General features: G+C 55.7%; 14 protein-coding genes and 1 tRNA gene. 8 read left to right on the forward strand and 7 right to left on the reverse strand.

Annotation, left to right across the window (positions count from 1 at the left end; translation table 11 throughout):
* The first annotated feature begins 2 nt into the window (after positions 1-2).
* The 5 genes from BUB72_RS07370 to BUB72_RS07390 all read left to right on the forward strand — a co-directional run bounded on the left by BUB72_RS07370 (position 3) and on the right by BUB72_RS07390 (position 3,919).
* A complete protein-coding gene (locus BUB72_RS07370; RefSeq protein ID WP_073142327.1) occupies positions 3-1,421 on the forward strand; it encodes a dihydrolipoyl dehydrogenase family protein in 1,419 nt (472 codons plus the stop codon).
* Positions 1,422-1,445: 24 nt separating this feature from the next.
* On the forward strand, positions 1,446-2,849 hold the full coding sequence (locus BUB72_RS07375) for a sensor histidine kinase (RefSeq protein ID WP_073142329.1): 1,404 nt from the start codon (positions 1,446-1,448) through the stop codon (positions 2,847-2,849).
* Between the two features lie 72 nt (positions 2,850-2,921).
* Complete coding sequence (locus tag BUB72_RS07380) at positions 2,922-3,305, forward strand: hypothetical protein (protein WP_073142331.1); 384 nt, start codon at positions 2,922-2,924, stop codon at positions 3,303-3,305.
* 12 nt (positions 3,306-3,317) lie between these two features.
* Positions 3,318-3,671: a hypothetical protein gene (locus BUB72_RS07385; protein ID WP_073142334.1), complete on the forward strand. Its 354-nt coding sequence runs from the start codon at positions 3,318-3,320 to the stop codon at positions 3,669-3,671.
* A gap of 171 nt (positions 3,672-3,842) precedes the next feature.
* Positions 3,843-3,919, forward strand: a tRNA-Arg gene (locus BUB72_RS07390).
* Between the two features lie 33 nt (positions 3,920-3,952).
* On the opposite strand, the gene BUB72_RS07395 is transcribed toward BUB72_RS07390, so the two are convergent.
* The 4 genes from BUB72_RS07395 to BUB72_RS19180 form a co-directional block, all read right to left on the reverse strand.
* Positions 3,953-5,293 carry an HlyD family type I secretion periplasmic adaptor subunit gene (locus BUB72_RS07395; protein WP_073142336.1) on the reverse strand — a complete coding sequence of 447 codons (1,341 nt, stop codon included), beginning with the start codon at positions 5,291-5,293 and terminating at the stop codon, positions 3,953-3,955.
* Positions 5,286-7,286: a type I secretion system permease/ATPase gene (locus BUB72_RS07400; RefSeq protein WP_083588601.1), complete on the reverse strand. Its 2,001-nt coding sequence runs from the start codon at positions 7,284-7,286 to the stop codon at positions 5,286-5,288. The genes BUB72_RS07395 and BUB72_RS07400 overlap by 8 nt, the downstream gene beginning before the upstream one ends.
* A 79-nt stretch (positions 7,287-7,365) precedes the next feature.
* Positions 7,366-9,405: a type I secretion protein ATPase gene (locus BUB72_RS07405; protein WP_139250630.1), complete on the reverse strand. Its 2,040-nt coding sequence runs from the start codon at positions 9,403-9,405 to the stop codon at positions 7,366-7,368.
* A 159-nt stretch (positions 9,406-9,564) separates the two neighbouring features.
* Complete coding sequence (locus tag BUB72_RS19180) at positions 9,565-11,289, reverse strand: hypothetical protein (protein ID WP_073142343.1); 1,725 nt, start codon at positions 11,287-11,289, stop codon at positions 9,565-9,567.
* Positions 11,290-12,118: 829 nt separating this feature from the next.
* On the opposite strand from BUB72_RS19180, the gene BUB72_RS19075 reads away from it, so the two are divergent.
* Both BUB72_RS19075 and BUB72_RS07420 read left to right on the forward strand, forming a co-directional pair.
* Positions 12,119-12,838 (forward strand): helix-turn-helix transcriptional regulator, encoded by a 720-nt coding sequence (locus tag BUB72_RS19075; RefSeq protein ID WP_083588603.1) that lies wholly within the window; start codon positions 12,119-12,121, stop codon positions 12,836-12,838.
* Positions 12,839-12,851: 13 nt separating this feature from the next.
* Positions 12,852-13,352, forward strand: a complete 501-nt coding sequence (locus BUB72_RS07420; RefSeq protein WP_073142345.1) for a hypothetical protein — start codon at positions 12,852-12,854, stop codon at positions 13,350-13,352.
* A gap of 215 nt (positions 13,353-13,567) precedes the next feature.
* Here the strand turns inward: BUB72_RS07420 and BUB72_RS07425 are convergent, their stop codons facing one another.
* Positions 13,568-14,998: an efflux transporter outer membrane subunit gene (locus BUB72_RS07425; protein ID WP_073142347.1), complete on the reverse strand. Its 1,431-nt coding sequence runs from the start codon at positions 14,996-14,998 to the stop codon at positions 13,568-13,570.
* A 236-nt stretch (positions 14,999-15,234) separates the two neighbouring features.
* On the opposite strand from BUB72_RS07425, the gene BUB72_RS07430 reads away from it, so the two are divergent.
* Positions 15,235-18,276, forward strand: a complete 3,042-nt coding sequence (locus BUB72_RS07430; RefSeq protein ID WP_073142350.1) for an aminotransferase class III-fold pyridoxal phosphate-dependent enzyme — start codon at positions 15,235-15,237, stop codon at positions 18,274-18,276.
* 81 nt (positions 18,277-18,357) lie between these two features.
* Here the strand turns inward: BUB72_RS07430 and nagA are convergent, their stop codons facing one another.
* Both nagA and BUB72_RS07440 read right to left on the reverse strand, forming a co-directional pair.
* Positions 18,358-19,509 (reverse strand): N-acetylglucosamine-6-phosphate deacetylase, encoded by a 1,152-nt coding sequence (nagA, locus tag BUB72_RS07435; protein WP_073142352.1) that lies wholly within the window; start codon positions 19,507-19,509, stop codon positions 18,358-18,360.
* Positions 19,506-20,537: an SIS domain-containing protein gene (locus BUB72_RS07440; RefSeq protein WP_073142354.1), complete on the reverse strand. Its 1,032-nt coding sequence runs from the start codon at positions 20,535-20,537 to the stop codon at positions 19,506-19,508. Before BUB72_RS07440 ends, nagA begins: the two co-directional genes overlap by 4 nt.
* Positions 20,538-20,545 lie beyond the last annotated feature (8 nt).

Genomic DNA, 20,545 nt, shown 5'->3' on the forward strand with positions numbered 1-20,545 from the left:
ACATGAACAAGACCAAAACTGACCTGTTGGTTATAGGCGCGGGGTCCGGCGGGTTGTCCGTCGCGGCAGGGGCCGTGCAAATGGGGGCCAAGGTGGTGCTGCTGGAAGACCATAAGATGGGGGGCGACTGCCTGAACTATGGTTGCGTGCCGTCCAAAGCGCTGATCGCTGCGGGCAAGCAAGCTCATGCTTTGCGCAACGGCGCGAAGTTTGGCGTGGCGGATGTAATGCCCAAGGTCGACTATGCCGCGGCAAAAGACCATGTGAACAACGTCATCGCCACGATTGCTCCGGTGGATAGTGAAGAGCGATTTGAAGGTCTGGGCGTGACCGTGATCCGCGAGCGCGGACGCTTCACCGGCGAAAATACAGTACAGGCGGGCGATAACGAGATCACGGCACGCCGCATCGTTATTGCCACCGGCTCCTCTCCCTTCGTGCCACCTATTCCGGGGCTGGAGCACGTGCCTTATCTGACCAATGAAAGCTTATGGAACCTGCGCGAGCTGCCAGAGCACTTGCTGATCGTGGGTGGTGGCCCTATCGGGATTGAAATGGCGCAAGCGCATTTGCGCCTCGGGTCCAAGGTGACGGTGATCGAAGGCATGAAGGCGATGGGGAAGGATGACCCTGAGCTGGCAGCCATCGTATTGGACCGAATGCGCGAAGAGGGCATGGTCATTGAGGAAGATGCGCTGGCCGAGGAGATTTCAGGCAAGGCTGGTGACATAACTGTAAAGGCCAAGGATGGCCGCGTTTTCAAAGGCACTCATCTGCTGATGGCCGTTGGCCGCGCCGCGAATGTAAATGATATGGATCTGGAAAAAGCGGGTGTTGCGTATTCCCGAAGTGGGATCGAGGTCGATGCCTCGATGAAGACCAGCAACAAGAAGATTTATGCGATTGGTGATGTTGCGGGCCAGCTGCAATTTACCCACGTCGCTGGGTACCACGCGGGGGTGGTGATCCGCTCCATCCTGTTCGGGCTGCCATCGAAGGCCAAGCAAGGGCACCTCCCTTGGGCGACCTACACGGACCCTGAACTGGCGCAGGTGGGCCTGACAGAGGCTCAGGCGCGCGAAGAGCATGGCGATAAGGCCGAGGTCTACCGCTTTCCGTTCCACGAGAACGACCGCGCCATTGCCGAGGGTAAGACCACGGGCCTGATAAAGGTCATGGTGGTTAAAGGGCGTCCCGTCGGGGCATCGATTGCCGGCGCGAGCGCGGGTGAGTTGATTGGCGTGTGGGCGCTCGCACTGGCCAATAACCTGAAGATGAGTCAGATCGCGGGGATGGTCGCCCCATATCCGACGCTTGGAGAGGTTAACAAACGCGCGGCGGGTGCCTATTTCTCGCCAAGGCTATTTGAAAGCGATATGGTGAAGGCAGTTGTTGGGTTTGTGCAAAAGTTTATTCCCTAGACCCCGCCTGGTGGAGGCAAGTGTTTGATTAATTCGCTCTCAGGTCGGTTCCTTTTGCTGACGATCATCTTTGTGATGATCGCGGAGGTTCTGATTTTCGTGCCTTCGGTGGCGCGGTTCCGGCAGGACTACCTTCTGGCAAGATTGGAGAAATCTCAAATTGCTTCGCTCTCGGTGCTGGCGTCGCAAAATCAGGGTATTACGACCGATCTGGCGAAGGAGCTGTTAGACAATGCAGGCGTCTATAACGTCGTTCTGCGCCGCGACGCAGCCAGCCACTTGGTGTTGTCCTCACCTGTTCCCGGTCCTGTGACAACCATGGTGGATTTGCGCGACCCATCGGCATTGTATCTGATCGTGGGGGCGATGAAGCAGCTGTTCGACTCACCCGAAGGGGTCATTCGTGTGATCGGCTCACCGACCCGTGCTGCTGGCTCGCTGATCGAAGTCGCCATGCCACAAGCACCACTTAGAACAGCGATGATTGACTACGGACTAAGGGTTCTGGGGTTGTCTGCCGTCATCTCCATTATCTCTGCGGCATTGTTGTTTCTGGCGGTGCGGCGTTTCATGGTGCATCCGATCAAGCGCGTGGTCTCGTCCATGGAAGCCTATGCGCAGGCGCCAGAGGATGCGCGGCGGGTGATGCAGCCTTCGTCCTCTATCACCGAGTTACGCGCGGCCGAGGATACGCTGGCCGAGCTGCAGACCCGTCTGACCGGCTCTCTCAAACAAAAAGAGCGTCTGGCGCAGTTGGGTGGGGCCGTGGCCAAGATCAGTCATGATCTTCGCAACATTTTGACGACGGCCACTTTGCTGGCTGACCGGATGGAGCGGTCGGAGGACCCCGCCGTGCAACGCTCGGCCCCGAAACTGGTGAACTCCCTGAGCAGGGCGGTCAATCTTTGCGAAGGGACGCTTGCATTCGGCCGCGTAGACGAAGCGCCGCCCAAGCTTGCGATGACTACGATCGAAGATATCGTAGAAGACGTTTTGAAAAGCGAGCAATTGTCGACCACCAGCGACATCAGCTTTGATTGGGATGTTCCTGCTCATATGATGGTGCGCTGTGATGCCGAACAGATTTACCGGATTCTTGGAAATCTCGTGCGCAATGCACGGCAGGCACTGGAAGCATCGGGCAAGCCCGGAATAATCGAGATTTTTGCTGATGAAGCCAGCGACGGGTGGCGACTGACCGTATCAGACAATGGCCCCGGATTGCCGCCAAAAGCGCGAGAGCACCTGTTTACGGCCTTTGAAGGCGGCGTTCGGAAAGGTGGTACCGGCTTGGGGTTGGCCATTGCCGCGGAGCTGGCGCGCGGGCATGGCGGCTCGCTTACTTTGACACGATCTGACGCGCAGGGGACCGAGTTCCAGCTGTTCTTGCCAAAAGAAAATGCCGTGTTCGAGCAAGCCGCCCAGTAGAAGTTTTCCCAACTATTCCCTTTCGCAGCCCCGTTTCTGCCCTGTTTCGGAGTGATACTCTCGGGACGAGATATGTGGGAACTATTGCGACTGATGGGCAACTTTTACAGAAATGTCATTCTTGGAACTGCGGCTGTTTTCATGTTGGTGATCATGGCAGGTTTCGCCATCACGGACGCCGAAGAGGCGCCAATGGTCTATGCCACCGTCGACGGCAATGGGACAAAAAGCACTAAAATCGGCGAGCGTACCCACAACTTTTCGATGACAGCGAAGGGCGCATATGCGACCGAAGTCAGCTTTGTGGAGAGTGTTCGCTCTTGGTTCGGGGCCGACACGGAAGCGGAGCGGCAAGCAAAGCACCGCAAAGCCGAGCTACGCAAATTGGCACTGCGTCGTGAAGGGCACAAAACCTACAACACGCGGACGAAAGGCGTGTTGTATAACGGATCGTAGAAAGGCACTGGAATGGTCGCTAAAGTTGTTTGGAAGATGGCTCTGTTTAGCCTGAGCGTTTTTATGCTTCTGTTGGTTTTGGGCGTCGGCCGGGGTGATTATTCCGTAGACAAGAATTACGATACGTTCTCGGGGCAGGCCAAGATTGCGAAACCGGGCGCGCGCGTTGCTGGCTTCCGCTCGGTGGAGCCCGAGCCCGTTCCTGAGAAAACATTCTGGGATGCTGTTCGTGATACAACGGATGAATGGTTCGGAGTCGGGACAGTGGCGAGTGTCGGCAAAAGTGATGTGTCCAAAAGCGAACTTCAAAAGCTGCAATCTCGGGCTCGGCGTGAACGACTTCGAGCTATGTCGACATCCATGTAAGGACGGTGCGATAGCGCTGAAGCGCCGCACCGAGTTCCAGTTTGGAGAGGCAAAATCGAGTATACGTGCCGAGGATCGACGAAACGAGACCCGCAGCCAATGTTCTTTCAGGAAGTCGCTAAAATGGGCTTGCAATGGCGGGGGGGCAGGGTTACATCGCCCACACCCCGCGCGCTGGTAGCTCAGTTGGATAGAGTACTTGACTACGAATCAAGGGGTCGGGGGTTCGAATCCTCCCCAGCGCGCCACTTTATCCCAAGCAGTCGAGTTTCATCCCGAGCTTATTGCTCGCGGAATGCCCGGTTCATGCTGTCGGTGATCGGTTTGATCAAGTATTGGAAGAATGTCCGTGCTTCGGTCTGGATCATGATCTCGGCTGGCATCCCTGGTGTCGGGGAAAACCCTCTCACGCGGTTTAGTTGTTCTGGTGAAACGGAAACGCGTGCGACGTAGACTTCTTGCGGGACTTCTTGCTGGCGGTCGAGGATCGCATCGGCCGAAACATAGAACACCTTGCCTTCCAAAATCGGGGTTGTGCGGGCATTCAATCCGGTCAATCGCACGGTTGCCATTTGACCTTGATGCACCACGTCAACCTCGGTGCGCGGGACGCTCACTTCAATGATCAACGGCTCGCCGCTGGGCAGAATTTCGGCGATGGGTTTCCCGCTTTCGATCACGCCACCTGCGGTGTGATAGTGCAGGGTGACGACAGTGCCAGAGACCGGTGCCAACACTTCGGAGCGTTTCAGAATGCTCTCGGCACGGCGGGCTTGCTCGCTCACACTCTCCAGTTCGGACTGGACGAGTTGCAATTCATCAAGCGCCACACTTTGGCGTTCACTGATGGTTTGGGCAATTTGGGCCTCGTAACGTGCGACCACCTCGACGATTTCATCCTTCTCTGCGATCAACCGTCCGGTCTGCCCTTCAGCTTCTGCAATCGCGCGACGAAGGGCATTTACTTCCGGCCGGCGAATGAGCCCTCTCTCAAGCAGTTCTTGTTTGCTGTCCAAGTCCTCTCTGAGGATGTCGAGTTGCGTTTGTGTCGCGACGAGTTGGAAGTTGTACCCTGATGATCGAACGGTCAGCGCTTCGATGCTTTGTTCCAACAAGGCAATGTCGTTGCGCAGTTGCCGCGAGGCTGCGTCGAAGGTGATTGTCTGTCCATCCAGCATCGAGGCCACGTCGAAGTCTGAACGCAATGCCTCGATATGAGTTGGGAAGGTCAATTTCTCGGCCCCTGAATGCTCCGCCAATATCCGCGCTTCCATCGCTTCTAGCCGAATTTGCCGCAGAAAAAGCTCGCGTTCAGTGGCCAACGCCGCAGTTTCATCGAGCAACAGAATGGGCTCGCCCTTCACAACGGTATCTCCCTCGTCGATGAGGATCTCGTTGATGATGCCACCTTCAAGGTGCTGGACGATTTTGTTGCGACCAGTGGCGACGAAGCTGCCCTGTGCGATGACAGCAGCGGCCAAAGGAGCTTTCAGCGCCCAAAACCCGAACCCACCGAACGCGACGACGAATAACAGCAGGCCGAAGACAATGTGTTTTGTCACGGAGCGCGGCACGTTGTCATACCATTCTGGTTGGGCTGTGTAGACGGTCACATTAGACATTAGGAAGACCTCCTGCGCCGCCGCTTGCCGGAGGGAGATTTCCACCCGGCCTATTGCGTTGCGCGAGTTGTTCGAGAACCTGTTGGCGATGACCGAACATGCCGATGTTGCCATCCGCCATGAGCATGATCTTGTCCACCACGCTCAACAAAGATGGTTTCTGGGTGATGACCACCACTGTGATGCCGTTTTGACTTGCATGTCTGATTGCATTCGCAAGTGCGCGATCTCCTGCGGTGTCGAGGTTCGAGTTTGGCTCATCCAGCACCAGAAGGCGTGGATTGCCAAAGAACGCGCGGGCCAAAGCAATGCGTTGTTTCTGACCGCCTGACAGCGGCGAGCCATCGGCTTGCACCATCGTTTCATACCCGTGCGGAAGCATCGCGATCATGTCGTGAACGTCGGCCAGCATTGCGGCGCGGTGCACATCCTCGTCTTTTGCGCCTGCACGCATTCGCGCGATATTTGCTTTGATGGAGCCGGGGAAAAGTTGGACGTCCTGCGGCAGATAGCCAATATTTTCACCCAACTGGCGTGTGTCCCAATTGCGCAGGTCCATCAGGTCGAGACGCACGTTGCCGGACGTTGGCAGGATTGATCCGACGAGCATCTTGCCCAGCGTTGTTTTACCAGCACCCGAGTTGCCAATGACACCCAAGGATTCACCGGGGTTCAGGCTGAAAGTGAGCCCGTTCAAAATGACCTGCTTTGTGCCAACGGGTACGAACAACAAGCGTTCAACATTGAGCCGGCCTTCCGGATTCGGCAGCACCAGCTTTTCGAACCGTTGAACGGAATTCTGCATCAGGGAGCGGACCCTGCCATAAGCCGAACGTGACAAGATGAAACCGTTCCAGCCTTCGATCGACCCTTCAATCGGGGCAAGCGCTCGGCCTGCGATGATCGACGCCGCGATCACCATCCCACCCGTGATCTCGCCTTGAATGGCCAAGAACGCGCCCCAGCCCAGCATGGCAATTTGTGTCAGCAGTCGTGACGCTCGTGACACCGCCGCCCATGCGATGTTGCGATCTTGCGCGCGCACCTGCGCACGCAACGAGTCCGCTGTGTCCTTGCCCCAAAGTGCTACCGCCTCCGGAACCATCGCCAATGCGTTGATGATCTGGCTGTTGCGGGACATGGAATCCAGATGCATGTTGGCTTTGCTCTGGGCCAAGTTTGCCTCGGCGAATGGCTTGGCAGTTACCTTCTGGTTGATCAGCGCGATGATCATCAGAACCACGGATGCGGTGATCACGATCATTCCAAGATGTGGATGAACCAAAAAGATTGCGAAGATAAATAACGGCGCGAAGGGCACGTCCAGAAAAGAGATTAGCGTGCCGGATGTGAGAAAGCCGCGCAGCTGTTGTAGATCACCCAAGGTTTGATACTGCCGCCCGTTGTCGTGAAGTGAGGCATGTGCCGCGGCGCTCAAAACAGGTGCGCCAAGTCTCACGGCGACCTCAACTGCGGTACGCATCAGGATGAAGCGGCGCACGGCATCGAAAATTGCCTGTAGGACGACTGCGCCAACGATAACCGCCGTGAGCATGACAAGTGTGTCCAGCGACCGGCTGGTCAGGACACGGTCGGAAATCTGGAACAAGTAGATCGGGATCGACAAGACCAGCAGATTTGTTGCGCAGGTCAAAATCATAACGAACATCAGGTTTCTTTTGACGACCCGTGTTCCAGAGTTGAGCTGCTGCAAGAACTGATCAGGTGCCGCGCGTTTGTGAAAGCTAGAAGAACCGCCGCCACCGCCACCTCCGCCCCCCTTGCCACCGTCGGACGTACCCGGGGGTTTGCTACCACCGCCTTGGTTCAAGATTGGACCGGTATCCCCGTCAATCTGTTCGCCTCCCAAGCCCTTCGCCAGTTTTCGTCTGCTCTCAAAAACCACCCGTTTATCCGGGAAGACGCGTTGCTTTTCGGTCAAAGGCAGAGGGTCTGGTTTGCGCGCGGAAGGTGAACCGCTTGGCGCGCGCATTTTGTGTTTTCCATCTGGCTTTTTTAGTGCCTCGGCAGATCTCGTTAATTCGGTCAAAGTCATGAAATTTAATATCCTGTCAGGCCAACATCGACTGCATCACATCAGAAGATGCGGTGCTTTCAGACGCGGTTGCTACAATTGCTGCATCGGCGGGTGTCATGTCGGGGGACATCATGTCGTCTGCCAGAAAAGCGACGGCTTCGGTTGCTAGGGCGGGCATGTCCACGCCTAGCGGGTCGGCGTCGGTGTCAATGAGCTCGGCTTGGTAAAGCAATGCGTCATCATAGACATCGCCGTTCACGGCAATGGCGGAATCAGTGCCGTATTCGTTGATGGTCGCGACATTGATGGTGGAGTTTGACCCTGCGGTTACAGTCACGGAGGCGCCCGTCGCGGCCTCAAAATTTTCCATCGCAAGATGAACCTGATCGGAGTCGCCCAACACGTTTGTTTGCTCGATCCAGTTGATCGTTGTCAGGTCGCCTTCGATATAGAGAACGCGGAGGATTTCAGTGCCCTCGAACACGCTGTCATGGGCCACACTCTCATCGATCGTCAGGCCCCCATTGGCGAGGCTGTCGCTTGCTGCGGCGAAGTTCGCTTGCATCTCGCCGTAGCTGTCGACGCCTATGGAGTTAATCACCGCGCCGTTGAACAGTAAGTTGTCACTGCCACTAAACCCTGCGGGAGTATCGCCGGAATAGGTCACCGTATCGTTGTCTATCATGACATTGATCTGGCTGATCCAGTTGACCGAAATCATGCTGCCGCCAATCATGATCAGGTCAAACCCGAACCCAAGTTCGGATAGGTCGGTTAGGTTAATGACCGAATTATCCCCGAGCCCGATATACGTGTTCGCGCTGTTAAACGTGATTTCTGCGCAATCATTGTCAGTGACGAAACTGTATTGGCTGACTTGGTTGACGGCGATCAGGTCCCCTTCAATCTTTGTCACGGCCCAGTTCGAAGGTAATCCCAGGTCGGCTGTATCGTCTGCTTCTTCACCCGCTTCGGGTTCCGGAGTGGTGGCGGTCGCCGCTACATGTGCCGCGTTCATCGATGTAGAGGTTTTTAAGTCGTCAAAGACGCCGATATCATGATCCACAAGGACGTTGACTTGCGAGACCACGTTCAGATTTACCACGTCTCCCATGACCGAAATTACCGGTGCATCAAGCCAGGCCGTATTTATCAGGACTTCGTTTACCAGCGTGTTGGCACCGGCGACAACGGCATGTCCGTCCTCGATTTCAGGAGGGCCATTGTCATTCTTGCTATTGGCTAACCCTTGAAAAGGATCTTTCAATTCAAGTTCTGTCGCAGCTTGATCTGCAAGCGGTTCGCCGTCTTCGCCTGACGCGTCTTGTGCGTCATCGGCATTGGCCGACTTAAAGGCGGGCCACAGGTCGTTCAATGTTGGAATTTCTTCGACTTCCTCACCATTGATGCGCATCCCGATTGCATCGGTATTGTGCTGCATTGTTGCCAGAACACCTGACATCATCGTGGCCTCAGCCGTGGATACTTTTTCATGCAGTTTGATGGCATCGCGTGCCGCGTTTTCACCGGGCGTAATCATTTCGGCAGTCACCGGGCTGGCGATGGCCGTCGCGATGGTTTGATACTGCATTAACTGGTCTAAAAATTCCGCTGTGTCTGTGAAAAGGGTATCGCCAGACCCCAGCATCGTGATGTCGTTATCGCTCAAATATGCGCTTTGCGCGGTGATGACGACAACGCTGCCGGGTGGCTCAAGCTTAAGCAGCGGACGACCGATGCCCATGGCTACAGTCACAATTGATGATGTTTCTGAAGGGGTTGGCGCGATCGAGTGGAGCTTGGCAGTTGCAATGGTTGCGGACGAATAGAAGGGGGTGTTGATGTCGTCGGCAGGGGCAGAGTGGGCTTCATCCGAATAGCGTAGGCTTGGCGTGAAGCCTTCAAGCACATGTTTTGCTTTGAACTTGATCCCCATCGCCTCCAAGGGGTCGTTGTCTGGATCAGCGGCCTTTAACGCCTTGAACTTGTCATAGGCTTCCCGCATTCGTTCATCTTCCATGGTGGTATGAAATATACCGATCATGTGGGCGACCATTTCGGTCATTTTATCCATTAACATCGCAGCCTCGCTTTGAGTTAAAATGGGTGCGCGCCTCGGGTCGTTCGGAAAATATTTTTGCGCAAAATTTTGTGTTCGTTCTTAAAAATAGAGAAATTGGAAATTTTAGATCCTGAGCCCGAATTTCTTCGGGCTCAGGTTCAGTTTTAAAGCCTATGCGCCATCGCTATCGTCTCCGATGTAGCTGGAGCTGAACGAGCCACCGACAACTGTCATATCGACAGTGTTGCCGAGCACGTTGGCACCTTGCACGATGGTCTGGTTGAACGCAGATGTATCGATCTGCGAGGCAGCCGATGCGAAAGACTCGCCGGTGACGTAACCGTCGTCACCGTTGTTCGAGCCCCACATGCCAGCGTTGCCACCGTCGCCGCCACCGCCAGCGAAGGCGTCACCGCCATTGCCACCAGAGCCGCCGCCAGCTTGAACGCCACCGACCTGTGCTTGACCACCGAACGCATTGCCAGAGTCACCGCCCCAGGCGTGACCGCCATAGCCGTCACCACCAGCGCCGCCATTGGCAGCATTATTGCCGCCATAGCCAGCTGAGCTGTTCATCGCACCGGAGATTGCACCGGCGTCGCCACCAGCACCACCAGCAGAGTCACCTGCGTTGGCCAATCCAGCGCCCAATCCAGTTGCACCGGAGATTGCGCCAGCGTCGCCGCCGTCACCGCTTGCTCCTAGACCAGCACCAAGACCGGCACCCAGAGCATCTGCATCAGCGGTGCCTGTGGAGCCATTGTTAGCACCAGCAAGACCGAGACCCAGCAAGCCAAGTCCTGCACCAATCGCACCAGCGTCACCGGTGTTGCTGCTGTCCGCAGCAGAACCAGCTGCGCCGATCCCAGCACCTACGCCGCCAGCGATACCAGAGTCACCGCCTTCAGCGTTGGCACCTGACAATGCTGTACCGGCACCCAAGCCGGCTGCAAGCGAAGCAGCTGCTCCACCTTCACCGCCAGTTGCACCAGCACCGGAGGACGCGCCTCCAAGACCGACACCAAGGCCGACCGCTGTACCAGCTGCACCTGCGCCACCTGTGCCGCCTGTTGCACCGGCGTGACCGCCGTTACCGCTTGCGCCACCAGTTGCACCAGCTGCACCACCGACGCCAAGACCACCAAGGGCCCCGCCACCGTCAGCAGAGGCTGAACCGTTGGCCCTGCCACCATCTGCGCCAGCAGAGATGCCATCGTCAGATCTCGCATGACCGCCACTGGATGTGTTGGTTTGGGTCATTGTGCCATTGTTCGACACATGGTCCAGTGTGTCGTTGTCCACCAACTTGTTGGACTGCGCGTTGATCGTGGCTGAGTCGTTGCCAGCACCGTTCAGAGCATCGTTCAGGATGTCTTCAAGGTTCATGTCATCGCCGGGGCTGTAGTCCACATCGCCCCTAGCCATAACAAAGTCGCCAGCGGCCGAGTTGGTCAGGTCGATATCGGCAAAATCATCGTCACTTGGTTCCCAACCAACCAGATCAACGCCGACATGCACGTCGACATCCGTGTCCGAGGAGTTGTGGTTGGCGTTGAGGTTGCCATTCAGGTTCCCGTTGAGGTTCCCGTTCGCATTACCGTTTGCGTTCCCGTTCGAGCTGGCATTCGAGTTGCCGTTATGGTTGCCATTCCCGTTTCCGTTCAGGTTACCATTGCCGTTCAGGTTGCCGTTTCCGTTACCATTCCCGTTGTGATTTCCGTTGTCATTGTCGTTATCACTGTTGGAAGACTGGTACTGACCTTGACCTTGACCTTGACCTTGCAGCTGGGCTTGTAGCTCAGCCTGCGCTTGCAGCTGGTCCTGATCTTGTTCCTGGTCCTGATCCTGGTGGCCGTTGTGCCCCCAAGGGAAAATGAAGTTGTTTTTATTTGACATTTTGGTGCCTCCGTAAAAGACATCTACGGGACCGCCATTCTATATAATGCGACCAACGTGTAGATGCTGTTTGGATTTGAAGTTTGGTTTTGGGAACGTCAGACGATAGCTCGATCCAAGGTTCACCCGTTCAGTGATGTAAAGTTTCTCGTTGGCAGTACCCCCGATGCTTAAATTTAAATGCAGGGCGGCATCGTAGTGATTCGGGAAAATGTCCCGATGATGAGCCCGAAACCGTCGTCGAATCTAACTTCGGCATCACGCAGAATTCGTGATAAAGGAAGTTTCTATTGAAACAGGGAAATCGGAAAGCTGGACATAGGATTAGGAACAGAAACTCATGACACTGCGTTGTTTTTGGAAAGAAAAAACGCGCTCAATATCAAAAGGTTTATGCCCAAGATGCCGTTTCAATAGCTATAAAGAGCAGCCTGCATTCGCGACAGAAGTAGGGTTAAGGCCACACATAAGCGAAGGAGTGGCGGACAATTACCGAAATTCATGTTACATTAATCTCCAGTTAAGAAGTCTGGTGAGGGTTGCTGAGTGCCTGTCCTTTAAAGAAAGTGGTAATTTTTATTTCGCCCTCTTTTTGGGCGAATAACGGGTGCATCCGGGGAGCTCTAATTACCCGATGACCGGAAGTACCCAAGAGGCTGCTTTAGGGCGGCTTGAAAGCTATTTGGCGTCGCCTCACTCAGCGGTTTGTGCTTAGGGCGAAAAACCTTAGTGGCGACACGCAATCGGGAGCAGAGCTATACGATACGATGACACCACATGTGTGGTGGCGATAAGAACAGTCAGTTATTAGTTATATGAGTAAATAAAAATGAAAATCGCTGAAAAAAACCTGAATACCAAGACCGTTGGATGTGCTTTCGTAGGCAATCCGCTAAGCTTTTCCGATACAGCATTGAGTCTTGTTGAAACTGAATTACCCTGCATCAGTTGCATTAGAACAGCCGCGGTAAATGATTTACTTTTGATGGGGCAAACGCGAACGCAATCTATTCGCCTCATAATTGTGGACGAGTCGATGCTGGAGAGCTTAACCACGATTATGCCGCAACTTCGTGCGGCGTTTCCGATGGCCACTGTCGCTTTAGCATTTAGAGATATTGAAATTGCGCGTTCTTTTGCCGACCGTATACGGATTGAAACGTCTTGGGGAAAAGTCGGCTTTCTGCCGATGAATATGAACCTCGATTTCTGGTTGTCGGTTGTCCGGCTTCTGGCGTCGGGTGAAAGCTATTTCCCTTCAGAGCTTTTTGTCCGTGAACAGTCTTTGACGAATGCAACAACACCTCACAAAGCGTCGCAGAAGTTGGTCGAGGACCACCAAAAGCCTGACGCGGTTCATCTGACTGCACGGGAATTGCAGGTTCTGGAAGCTGCCGCGAAGGGCAAGCAGAACAAGATCATCGCGGATGAACTGCAACTCTCGCAACACACCGTAAAATTACACATGCACCATATCATTGCTAAGCTGGGTGTTCATAACCGCACCGAAGCTGCGAATTGGTATCATCACCGGGACCCTGCAGGTTAAGGAGGCGAAGCGCATGGTGAAGGCGGACGGCCCTATCGATTTCGACGCCTTCCTGCTGTTGATCGGCAAGCTCAACTACAGTTGGACCAATACGGAAAGCCTGCTGATTCACCTGATCGCCGGACTTTCGGGGATGGATAAGGAAATTGCCACGGTTGTATTTCTTACATTGAATACCACCCGGGCTCGTATCGACATGGTAGAGAGGCTTTCCAAGCTCGAGCGTATCAAGCCGGAGGAACGCAGCCGTATTCTCGAGTTAACGGGACGTATTCAACGTCAGTCAGCTCTACGCAACCGCTACAATCATTGTATTTATGCATTTGACAGCGACGGCGAGAACCCGCGATCCATACTAATGCGGATCGCGGACCGTAAAGACAAGCTTATGATGGGGCAGGTTAACGCACTTGATGCAGCCGCTGCCGAGGATGTTGAGGCGGCGATCGCAGAGCTGAAATCCATCAACCGCGATGTCTGGCAGGCTGTCAGGGATTATAATTACCCGGACTAGTCCTATACGATCAATGCTATCCCTATTGTTAGGTTACCTAGCTCTTTTCATATATTTCAAAGCGTTCTGGGCCATTTTCCCAGCCGTCGCTTGCCTGCGTCGCGCTATTTTTTGGCAGATTGTGTAGGTTTTGAACAAAAGCCACAATGCTATCGGCGCTAACGGCACGATCGCAATCGACGGCAGCAGTTTCGAATAGGGCGTCAGGCGTGGCTTTAGTTGTTCGTCGCGTATCGCTCCGCTTCGACGCCCAATGGATCAGGAGTCAGGTCAGGCGCTTTCATTTCGCTGATCGTACGGAACGTCTCTACACTCCACCCTCGCCCTGTCGCGACCTGCAAACGCATCCAGCTGACAGAGAAATTGCGAACGGCATCTGCGAGCGTTAGGCGATCGTTGGCATAAACGCGCTCCGCGTCCAGAACCTCTGCTAACGTGACGGACCCTAGCGCGTAGGTTTCACGCGATAAATTTAGAACGGCTTTTGACGACGCTGCCGCACGTCTAAGGTGCCGAATTTGCAGGTTCCAGTTTCGACATAGCGTCATCGCTGTCTGAACCTCTTCAACTGCATTTAACACTGACTTGCGCCATGCCAGTTCGGCCTCGCGCGCAGCGGATTCAGCCACCCGCTTGCGGCTGCGCAAAAGCCCACGGTTTAACATCGGAATTGATACGAAGGGGCCGAAAGACCACCGGTCTACGGTTCCTATGCCCAGCGTTCCAGCCAGCTCAATTGACGGATACAACTGGGCCTGCGCTACTCCAACCTGTGCCGTCGCCGCCGCGAAGTTGCGTTCTGCTGCCCGAACATCCGGACGATTGCGCAACAGATCAGCCGGTAAACCCACCGTAGTAACGCCGGACGGGCGGGGTTGCGGCGCGCCACGCTGCATTTGTTCAAGCAGCGGAGCGGCTGGTTCTGCCACCAAGGTTGCCGCTCGGAAGACGTTGATCTCGAAATTTGCGACTAAAATTGGAAGCGACGCTTCGGCCGAAGCCAGAAGCGAGCGCGCTTGTTGCACCTCTAACTCCGTTGCTTCTTCAACAGCGCGCCGTTGGTTCACGACGGACAAGGTTTGACGCCGGCTGGCAATCGTCTGACGGGTAACCGCGGCGGCCTCTTGATAATAGCGTGCCTGTATATAGCTGTTTGTCAGGTCTGCGAGATACGCCAGACGGATTGTACCGGCATCAAGCTGTGAGGCATGAAACGTGGCGATGGCCCGCTCTTGGCCACGCACAACTCCTCCAAACAAATCAATCACGTATCCAGCATTGATCTCTAAGGTTTGCGTCGAGTCAGTCGTCCCGTTAATGCCCCGCCGCTGACTATTTGCGGAAATCGAGCCGTCGGTTTGTGCATTCAATCCGGTTTGCCCCAAGGCGGCGTTTGCAGCCGCTATGCGTTCAATCGCAGATTGGACATCAAGGTTTTGCGACGCGCCGCGGACGACCAAATCATTTAGAAGTTGATCATTGAGCCGCTGCCACCAAGGGTCAGCCCTGCCATCTAGAAGGGTTGTTGATCCGCCCAGAACGAACTCGGGTGCCAAATCCATCGTTGGCTGTTCGTAGTCTGGCCCGACCGTCGTGCAGCCTATCAACGCGAAGGCCATGCCTGTCGTTATGAACGTTCTGATCATTTGCTCTGCCCAAAATTGACTGTTTTTAGTTATTTTCGTCAAATTTGTGTCAAACATTGTGGCAGAAATGGGGCAGGCTTCAATTTTTTGGCGATCTGGTGCTTGGGGATGACAGCAGCAAGGCGGTCCAGTTTTGGCATGAATTTCGCTCGCCGTCGCGGGTCAGCTAGTTTCTTGACAGCCACGAACAGCACGATCATCACGATATGGCAGTTCAAGCGTCGGAGCGGAAAATCATGACAGAAACGGAAATCGGAACGCGGCAACTCCGGCATTGGCGAACCGCCCTCAAAGATCACTGGGGCATTGAGGGCGACCTGAGCCGTCTGGATGGAGAATATGATCTGAATTTTCTCGCGACAGGTGACGGCCACGAAGGATATGTTCTGAAAGTCATGCGTCCTGATTGCGAAAGCTGGCTGGTCGGTATGCAAGTGAAGGCATTCGAACATATCGCCCTTCGTGACCCGTTGCTTCCTTGCCCTCAGGTGATCAAATCCGGCGATGGGATGTCTCTGCTAACGTTGCCCGATGAGGCTGAACAAAAGCGCCTTGTCTGGCTGCTTAACCAGCTCCCTGGTCGATGCTATGCCAATGCTGCCCCCAAGAGTGACGCGCTGATCCATGAAGTTGGTCGCATGCTTGGAGGCTTTGCATCGGCCTTGGCGGATTTCCAGCACACAGGGTTAGACCGTGACTTTAAATGGGATCTGATGCGTGGGGACTGGATCAGCGATGAGCTGGATTGCATCACCGACGCGGCACGACGGCAGATCATCGACGGGATCTGCGCGGATTTTGCCAGCGTGAAACCTGTTCTCGCTGCGCTGCCCAAACAGGCCGTTCACAACGACGCCAACGACTACAACATTATGGTGAGGGGTGACTTAAGCGAACCTCGTCAAGTGTCAGGCCTGATTGATCTGGGCGACATGTGTGCCGCGCCGCGCGTCTGCGATCTGGCGATTGCCGCGGCCTATATCGTGCTGGACCATGATAAGCCTGAGGCGGCCCTTGCCGCGCTCGTCGCAGGTTACCATGAGGCCTACCCGTTGACGCCAGCAGAGGTGGACCTGATTTGGCCGCTGCTGCGCATGCGGCTGGCGGTGAGTGTCGTGAATTCCACACTGATGGCGGTGGAGAATCCGGATGATCCCTATGTAACAATTTCGCAAGCATCCGCGTGGCGCTTTCTAGAGGGCAACACTCTTCATGGCGGATTGCTGAGCGCCCGATTGCGAGCAGCCTGCGGGTTGCCTGTGGTTGAGGGAGCCGACCGGGTTCTTGATTGGTTGGAGCAGGAACGCGGAAATTTTGCTCCTTTGATGGGACAGGGGATTGCTGACGCGCCTTTGGGATCGCTATCCGTTGAAAACTCTACTTGGCCGCAAAACCCGTTCCATATGCCATTGGATGAAGCCGCCCGTGTGGGCGAGGAATTCGAGGATCAAGGCCGCATCTGGCTGGGTTATTATCACGAACCGCGCCTGATTTACGCTGAACCCGCCTTCCGCAAAGGGCCATGGAAAGCCAGCGACAGGCGCACTGTGCATCTGGCGGTTGATGTCTTCACGCATGCGGGCACCCCCATGTTCGCGCCATTGCGCGGCGAGGTTTTCGTTGCAGAATACCGCTCGGGTCATCTGGATTATGGGGGCGTCATCATCTTGCGCCACGAAACACCCGAGGGCGATCCATTCTATACCCTGTATGGCCATCTTGATCCCGAGTTCCTCGACCGCCTGAAGCCCGGTCAAGTGGTGGAGCAGGGCGAGGAGTTTTGCCGGTTGGGCGATCCAAACATGAACGGAGGCTGGGCACCGCATGTGCATTTCCAACTCGCGCTCACGACGGAAGGGATCGAAGCCGATTGGCCCGGCGTTGGTGATCCTGACGAGATGTATCTGTGGCGCGCTGTCTGTCCGAACCCCGCGGCACTGTTGAACCTGCCGGACGAAAAGGTTCGCTACTATCCGACGGAAAAGCAGGGAGTTCTGGCGGAGCGCAAAGCGCATTTTGGTGGCAATCTGAGCCTGACTTATGACGATCCGTTGATGCTGGTCCGCGGCTGGAAGCATCATTTGTTTGACGAATGGGGGCGTCCTTATTTGGACGCCTACAACAACGTGCCGCATGTCGGCCACGCCCACCCGCGCATTCAGGCGGTCGCCGCTGACCAGCTGAAAAGGATTAATTCCAACACCCGCTATTTGCATCCTGCGCAAACTGCCTTTGCAGAAAAGATACTGTCGAAACTCCCCAAGAGTTTCGAGGTCTGTTTCTTCGTGAATTCGGGCAGCGAAGCCAACGAGTTGGCCTTGCGCTTGGCACGGGCGCACACGGGTGCCAAGGGTATGGTCACGCCTGATCATGGCTATCACGGGAACACCACCGGCGCGATTGATATCTCTGCCTACAAGTTCAACAAACCCGGCGGAGTAGGGCAGGCTGATTGGGTTGAGCTGGTCGAAGTTGCCGATGATTACCGTGGTTCATACCGGCGCGATGATCCGGATCGCGCGCAGAAATATGCTGATCTGGTCGATCCGGCGATTGCTGCGTTGCACCGTAAAGGGCACGGGTTGGCAGGCTTCATCGCCGAGACCTTCCCGTCGGTCGGCGGGCAGATCATTCCCCCCAAGGGCTACTTGGCTGCTGTCTATGAAAAAATCCGCGCTGCGGGCGGTGTCTGCATCGCGGACGAGGTGCAAACCGGACTTGGTCGGTTGGGCGAGTATTACTTCGGTTTCGAGCATCAAGGCGCGCTGCCCGATATCGTCGTAATGGGAAAACCAATCGGCAACGGACACCCGTTGGGTGTGTTGGTCACGACCAAGGAAATCGCGCAAAGCTTTGACAACGGGATCGAGTTTTTCTCAACCTTTGGTGGCTCTACCCTGTCCTGTCGGATTGGCAAAGAGGTGCTGGATATCGTCGATGAGGAAGGCTTGCAGGAAAACGCCCGCGTGATGGGCGCGCGGCTTCTGAGCGGGCTGCAAGCGCTGCACCAGAAATACGTTTGCGTAGGGGACGTGCGCGGGATGGGTCTGTTCTTTGGGGTGGAGCTAATCAATCCCGACGGCACCGAGGCCACGGCAATCTGCTCTTATGTCAAAAACCGTATGCGCGATCACCGTATCCTGATTGGCAGTGAAGGCCCCAAGGACAATATCCTGAAGATACGCACGCCGTTGACCATTGAGGCCGAGGATGTGGATATGATTACGACCACTCTTGATCAGGTGCTTGCCGAAGTTGAGCACCCTGTTTCTGCCTAGTTGGCAATGGGGTGATCTTTGACGCTCTTGGGGCTCCGAACAGGACTAAACTGAAAGTGGCGTAAGCACATGCTGCAAAACTTACACAGCACCAGCCGAAGACAATGTCTTCGGCTTCGAAAACCCGTCTTCGAAGTAAAGCGCTGAACGGGAGGTAGGCCCTAGACGTCCGACACCGCCGCATTCTCGCAGCAGCTCTGCAGGCGTTGATGTTGCTCGGGCCACCGCAGAAACCATCTCATCTCCCACCGTTTCGGTCATGACCGAAAGCGCTTGAGGCATGTCCAGATCAGCCCCTGCAAGTGTGCCATCAGCCAGCGTAAGGCGATGGTCTTGTCTGAATACCTCACGTCCGTTGAGTAGAAAACTCTTGATGGTTGAGCCAGCCGTCGCCATTGCGTCGGTCACAAGGAACACTCTTTCGGAGTGTGGTTTTGCAGCCAGTGCAATGCGGATTGCAGCGGGGTGGACATGGATGCCGTCCGCGATCAGGCCCGCATAAATATCCCCGCGCTCCAGAGTTGCGCCGACCAAGCCGGGCTCCCGATTTTCCAACTGACTCATCGCATTGAACAGGTGGGTCACACAACGCGCACCTGCGTCAAACGCCGCGTGGCAGGACTGGCAATCCGCGTCGGTATGGCCCAACGAGACCACGATGCCAGCTTCCGACATCGATCTTATTTGCGCCGTTGAGGCGCTTTCGGGCGCAACGGTGATCATGACATTTGGCAACCGGTCAGCCGCGTGCCGGATCAGCGACAGGTCCTCGTCCGTCATCGTACGGATCAGCTTGGCGTCATGCGCCCCTTTGCGTGCGACCGACAAATGCGGCCCCTCAAGATGGATGCCGACTATTCCGGGGATGTTTTCGACGATTGCTTGCTCTACCGCATCAATCGCCGCGCGGGTGCGTTCAGGCGTGTCCGTGATCAAGGTTGGCAGCAACGCCTGTGTTCCGGTTGTCGCATGGGCTTCGGCAATCTTTCGCAATACCGCCACCGATTGTTCGTCGTTGAACATGACCCCACCGCCGCCATTGACCTGCAAGTCAACAAAGCCGGGCGTGATCAACCCGCCACCCAGCTTCTGCTTGGGGCAGTCGGGAGGCAGACTGCCAAGCGGTTGAATGCTAAGGTAGCCGTCATCCCCGACGACAAGCGCGTGATCGACATGCAGGGTTAGCCCGTCATGGATATGTGCTCCGACATAGGCTTGTTTGATGCCAATCATACTGTTTCTGTCACTTTTTTCAGATGGCGGGGCGCGTCAGGGTTGATACCTCGCGATGCGGCAACCTGTTCTACCATCGCATAAAAACTCGCAATCAACGTGATCGGATCGGTGAGCGGATGACCCGTTCGGGCAACTGCCAATCCCGTGGCATTCCGTACTTTTGTGCTGGTCGCAAAAACCGTGGCCCCTTTGGACGCGATCTCGTCGGCAACACTGGCGAGCGCGGTTTCCGCCTCATCCGCCGATGCGAGGGCAATCACAGGGAAGCCGAGGTCCACGATCGATACCGGCCCATGCAACACCTCTGCCGAAGAGTAGGATTCTGCGTGGATTTGGCAGGTCTCTTTAAACTTTAGGGCAGCTTCATTCGAGATGGCGTAGGCTGGCCCGCGTCCCAAACAAAAGATGGAGTTGCGCGACCCCAATGCGGCGCGGGCTTCCGGCCAGTCGATCCCAACCGCTGTTTCCAGCTTGCTGGGTAAATCATGAATGGCAGCACGAAGCGCATCGTCCTCCGCCCATTCAGCCAGCAGCCAGATGCCGGCAACCGCCGAGTTCACGAAAGTTTTCGTCGCCGCCACACTGATCTCTGTGCCTGCGTGCAGGTTCAACGTGTGGTCAGCGACTTGAGCCAACGGGCTGTCGGGGTTGTTTGTCATCGCAATCGACAAGGCCCCGCCATCCCGCGCCATCCGAGCCATCTCGACAATATCCGGGCTTTTGCCCGATTGCGAAACGGACAGGCAGACGCTGCCATCAAGGTTCAACTTGCGGTTGTAGATCGACGCGATGGACGGGCCGATGGATGCGATCGGGGTTCCGGTCAGCAACTCGGACACGTATTTCAGGTAGGTCGCGACATGATCTGAGGAGCCACGAGCGACCGAAACCATGAAGCTGGGTTTGCGTGCGCGCATGGCGTCGGCCGCGCGGCGAATATCGTCGCCGCCCCGTTGCAACAGGTTGTTTACAGCCACTGGGATTTCCAGCACCTCGCGGCGCATCTGAGTTTGCGTGGTGGTCATTTGGCAGT

The sequence above is a fragment of the Litoreibacter ascidiaceicola genome (genome assembly GCF_900129235.1).
In the GTDB taxonomy this organism is placed as follows: domain Bacteria; phylum Pseudomonadota; class Alphaproteobacteria; order Rhodobacterales; family Rhodobacteraceae; genus Litoreibacter; species Litoreibacter ascidiaceicola.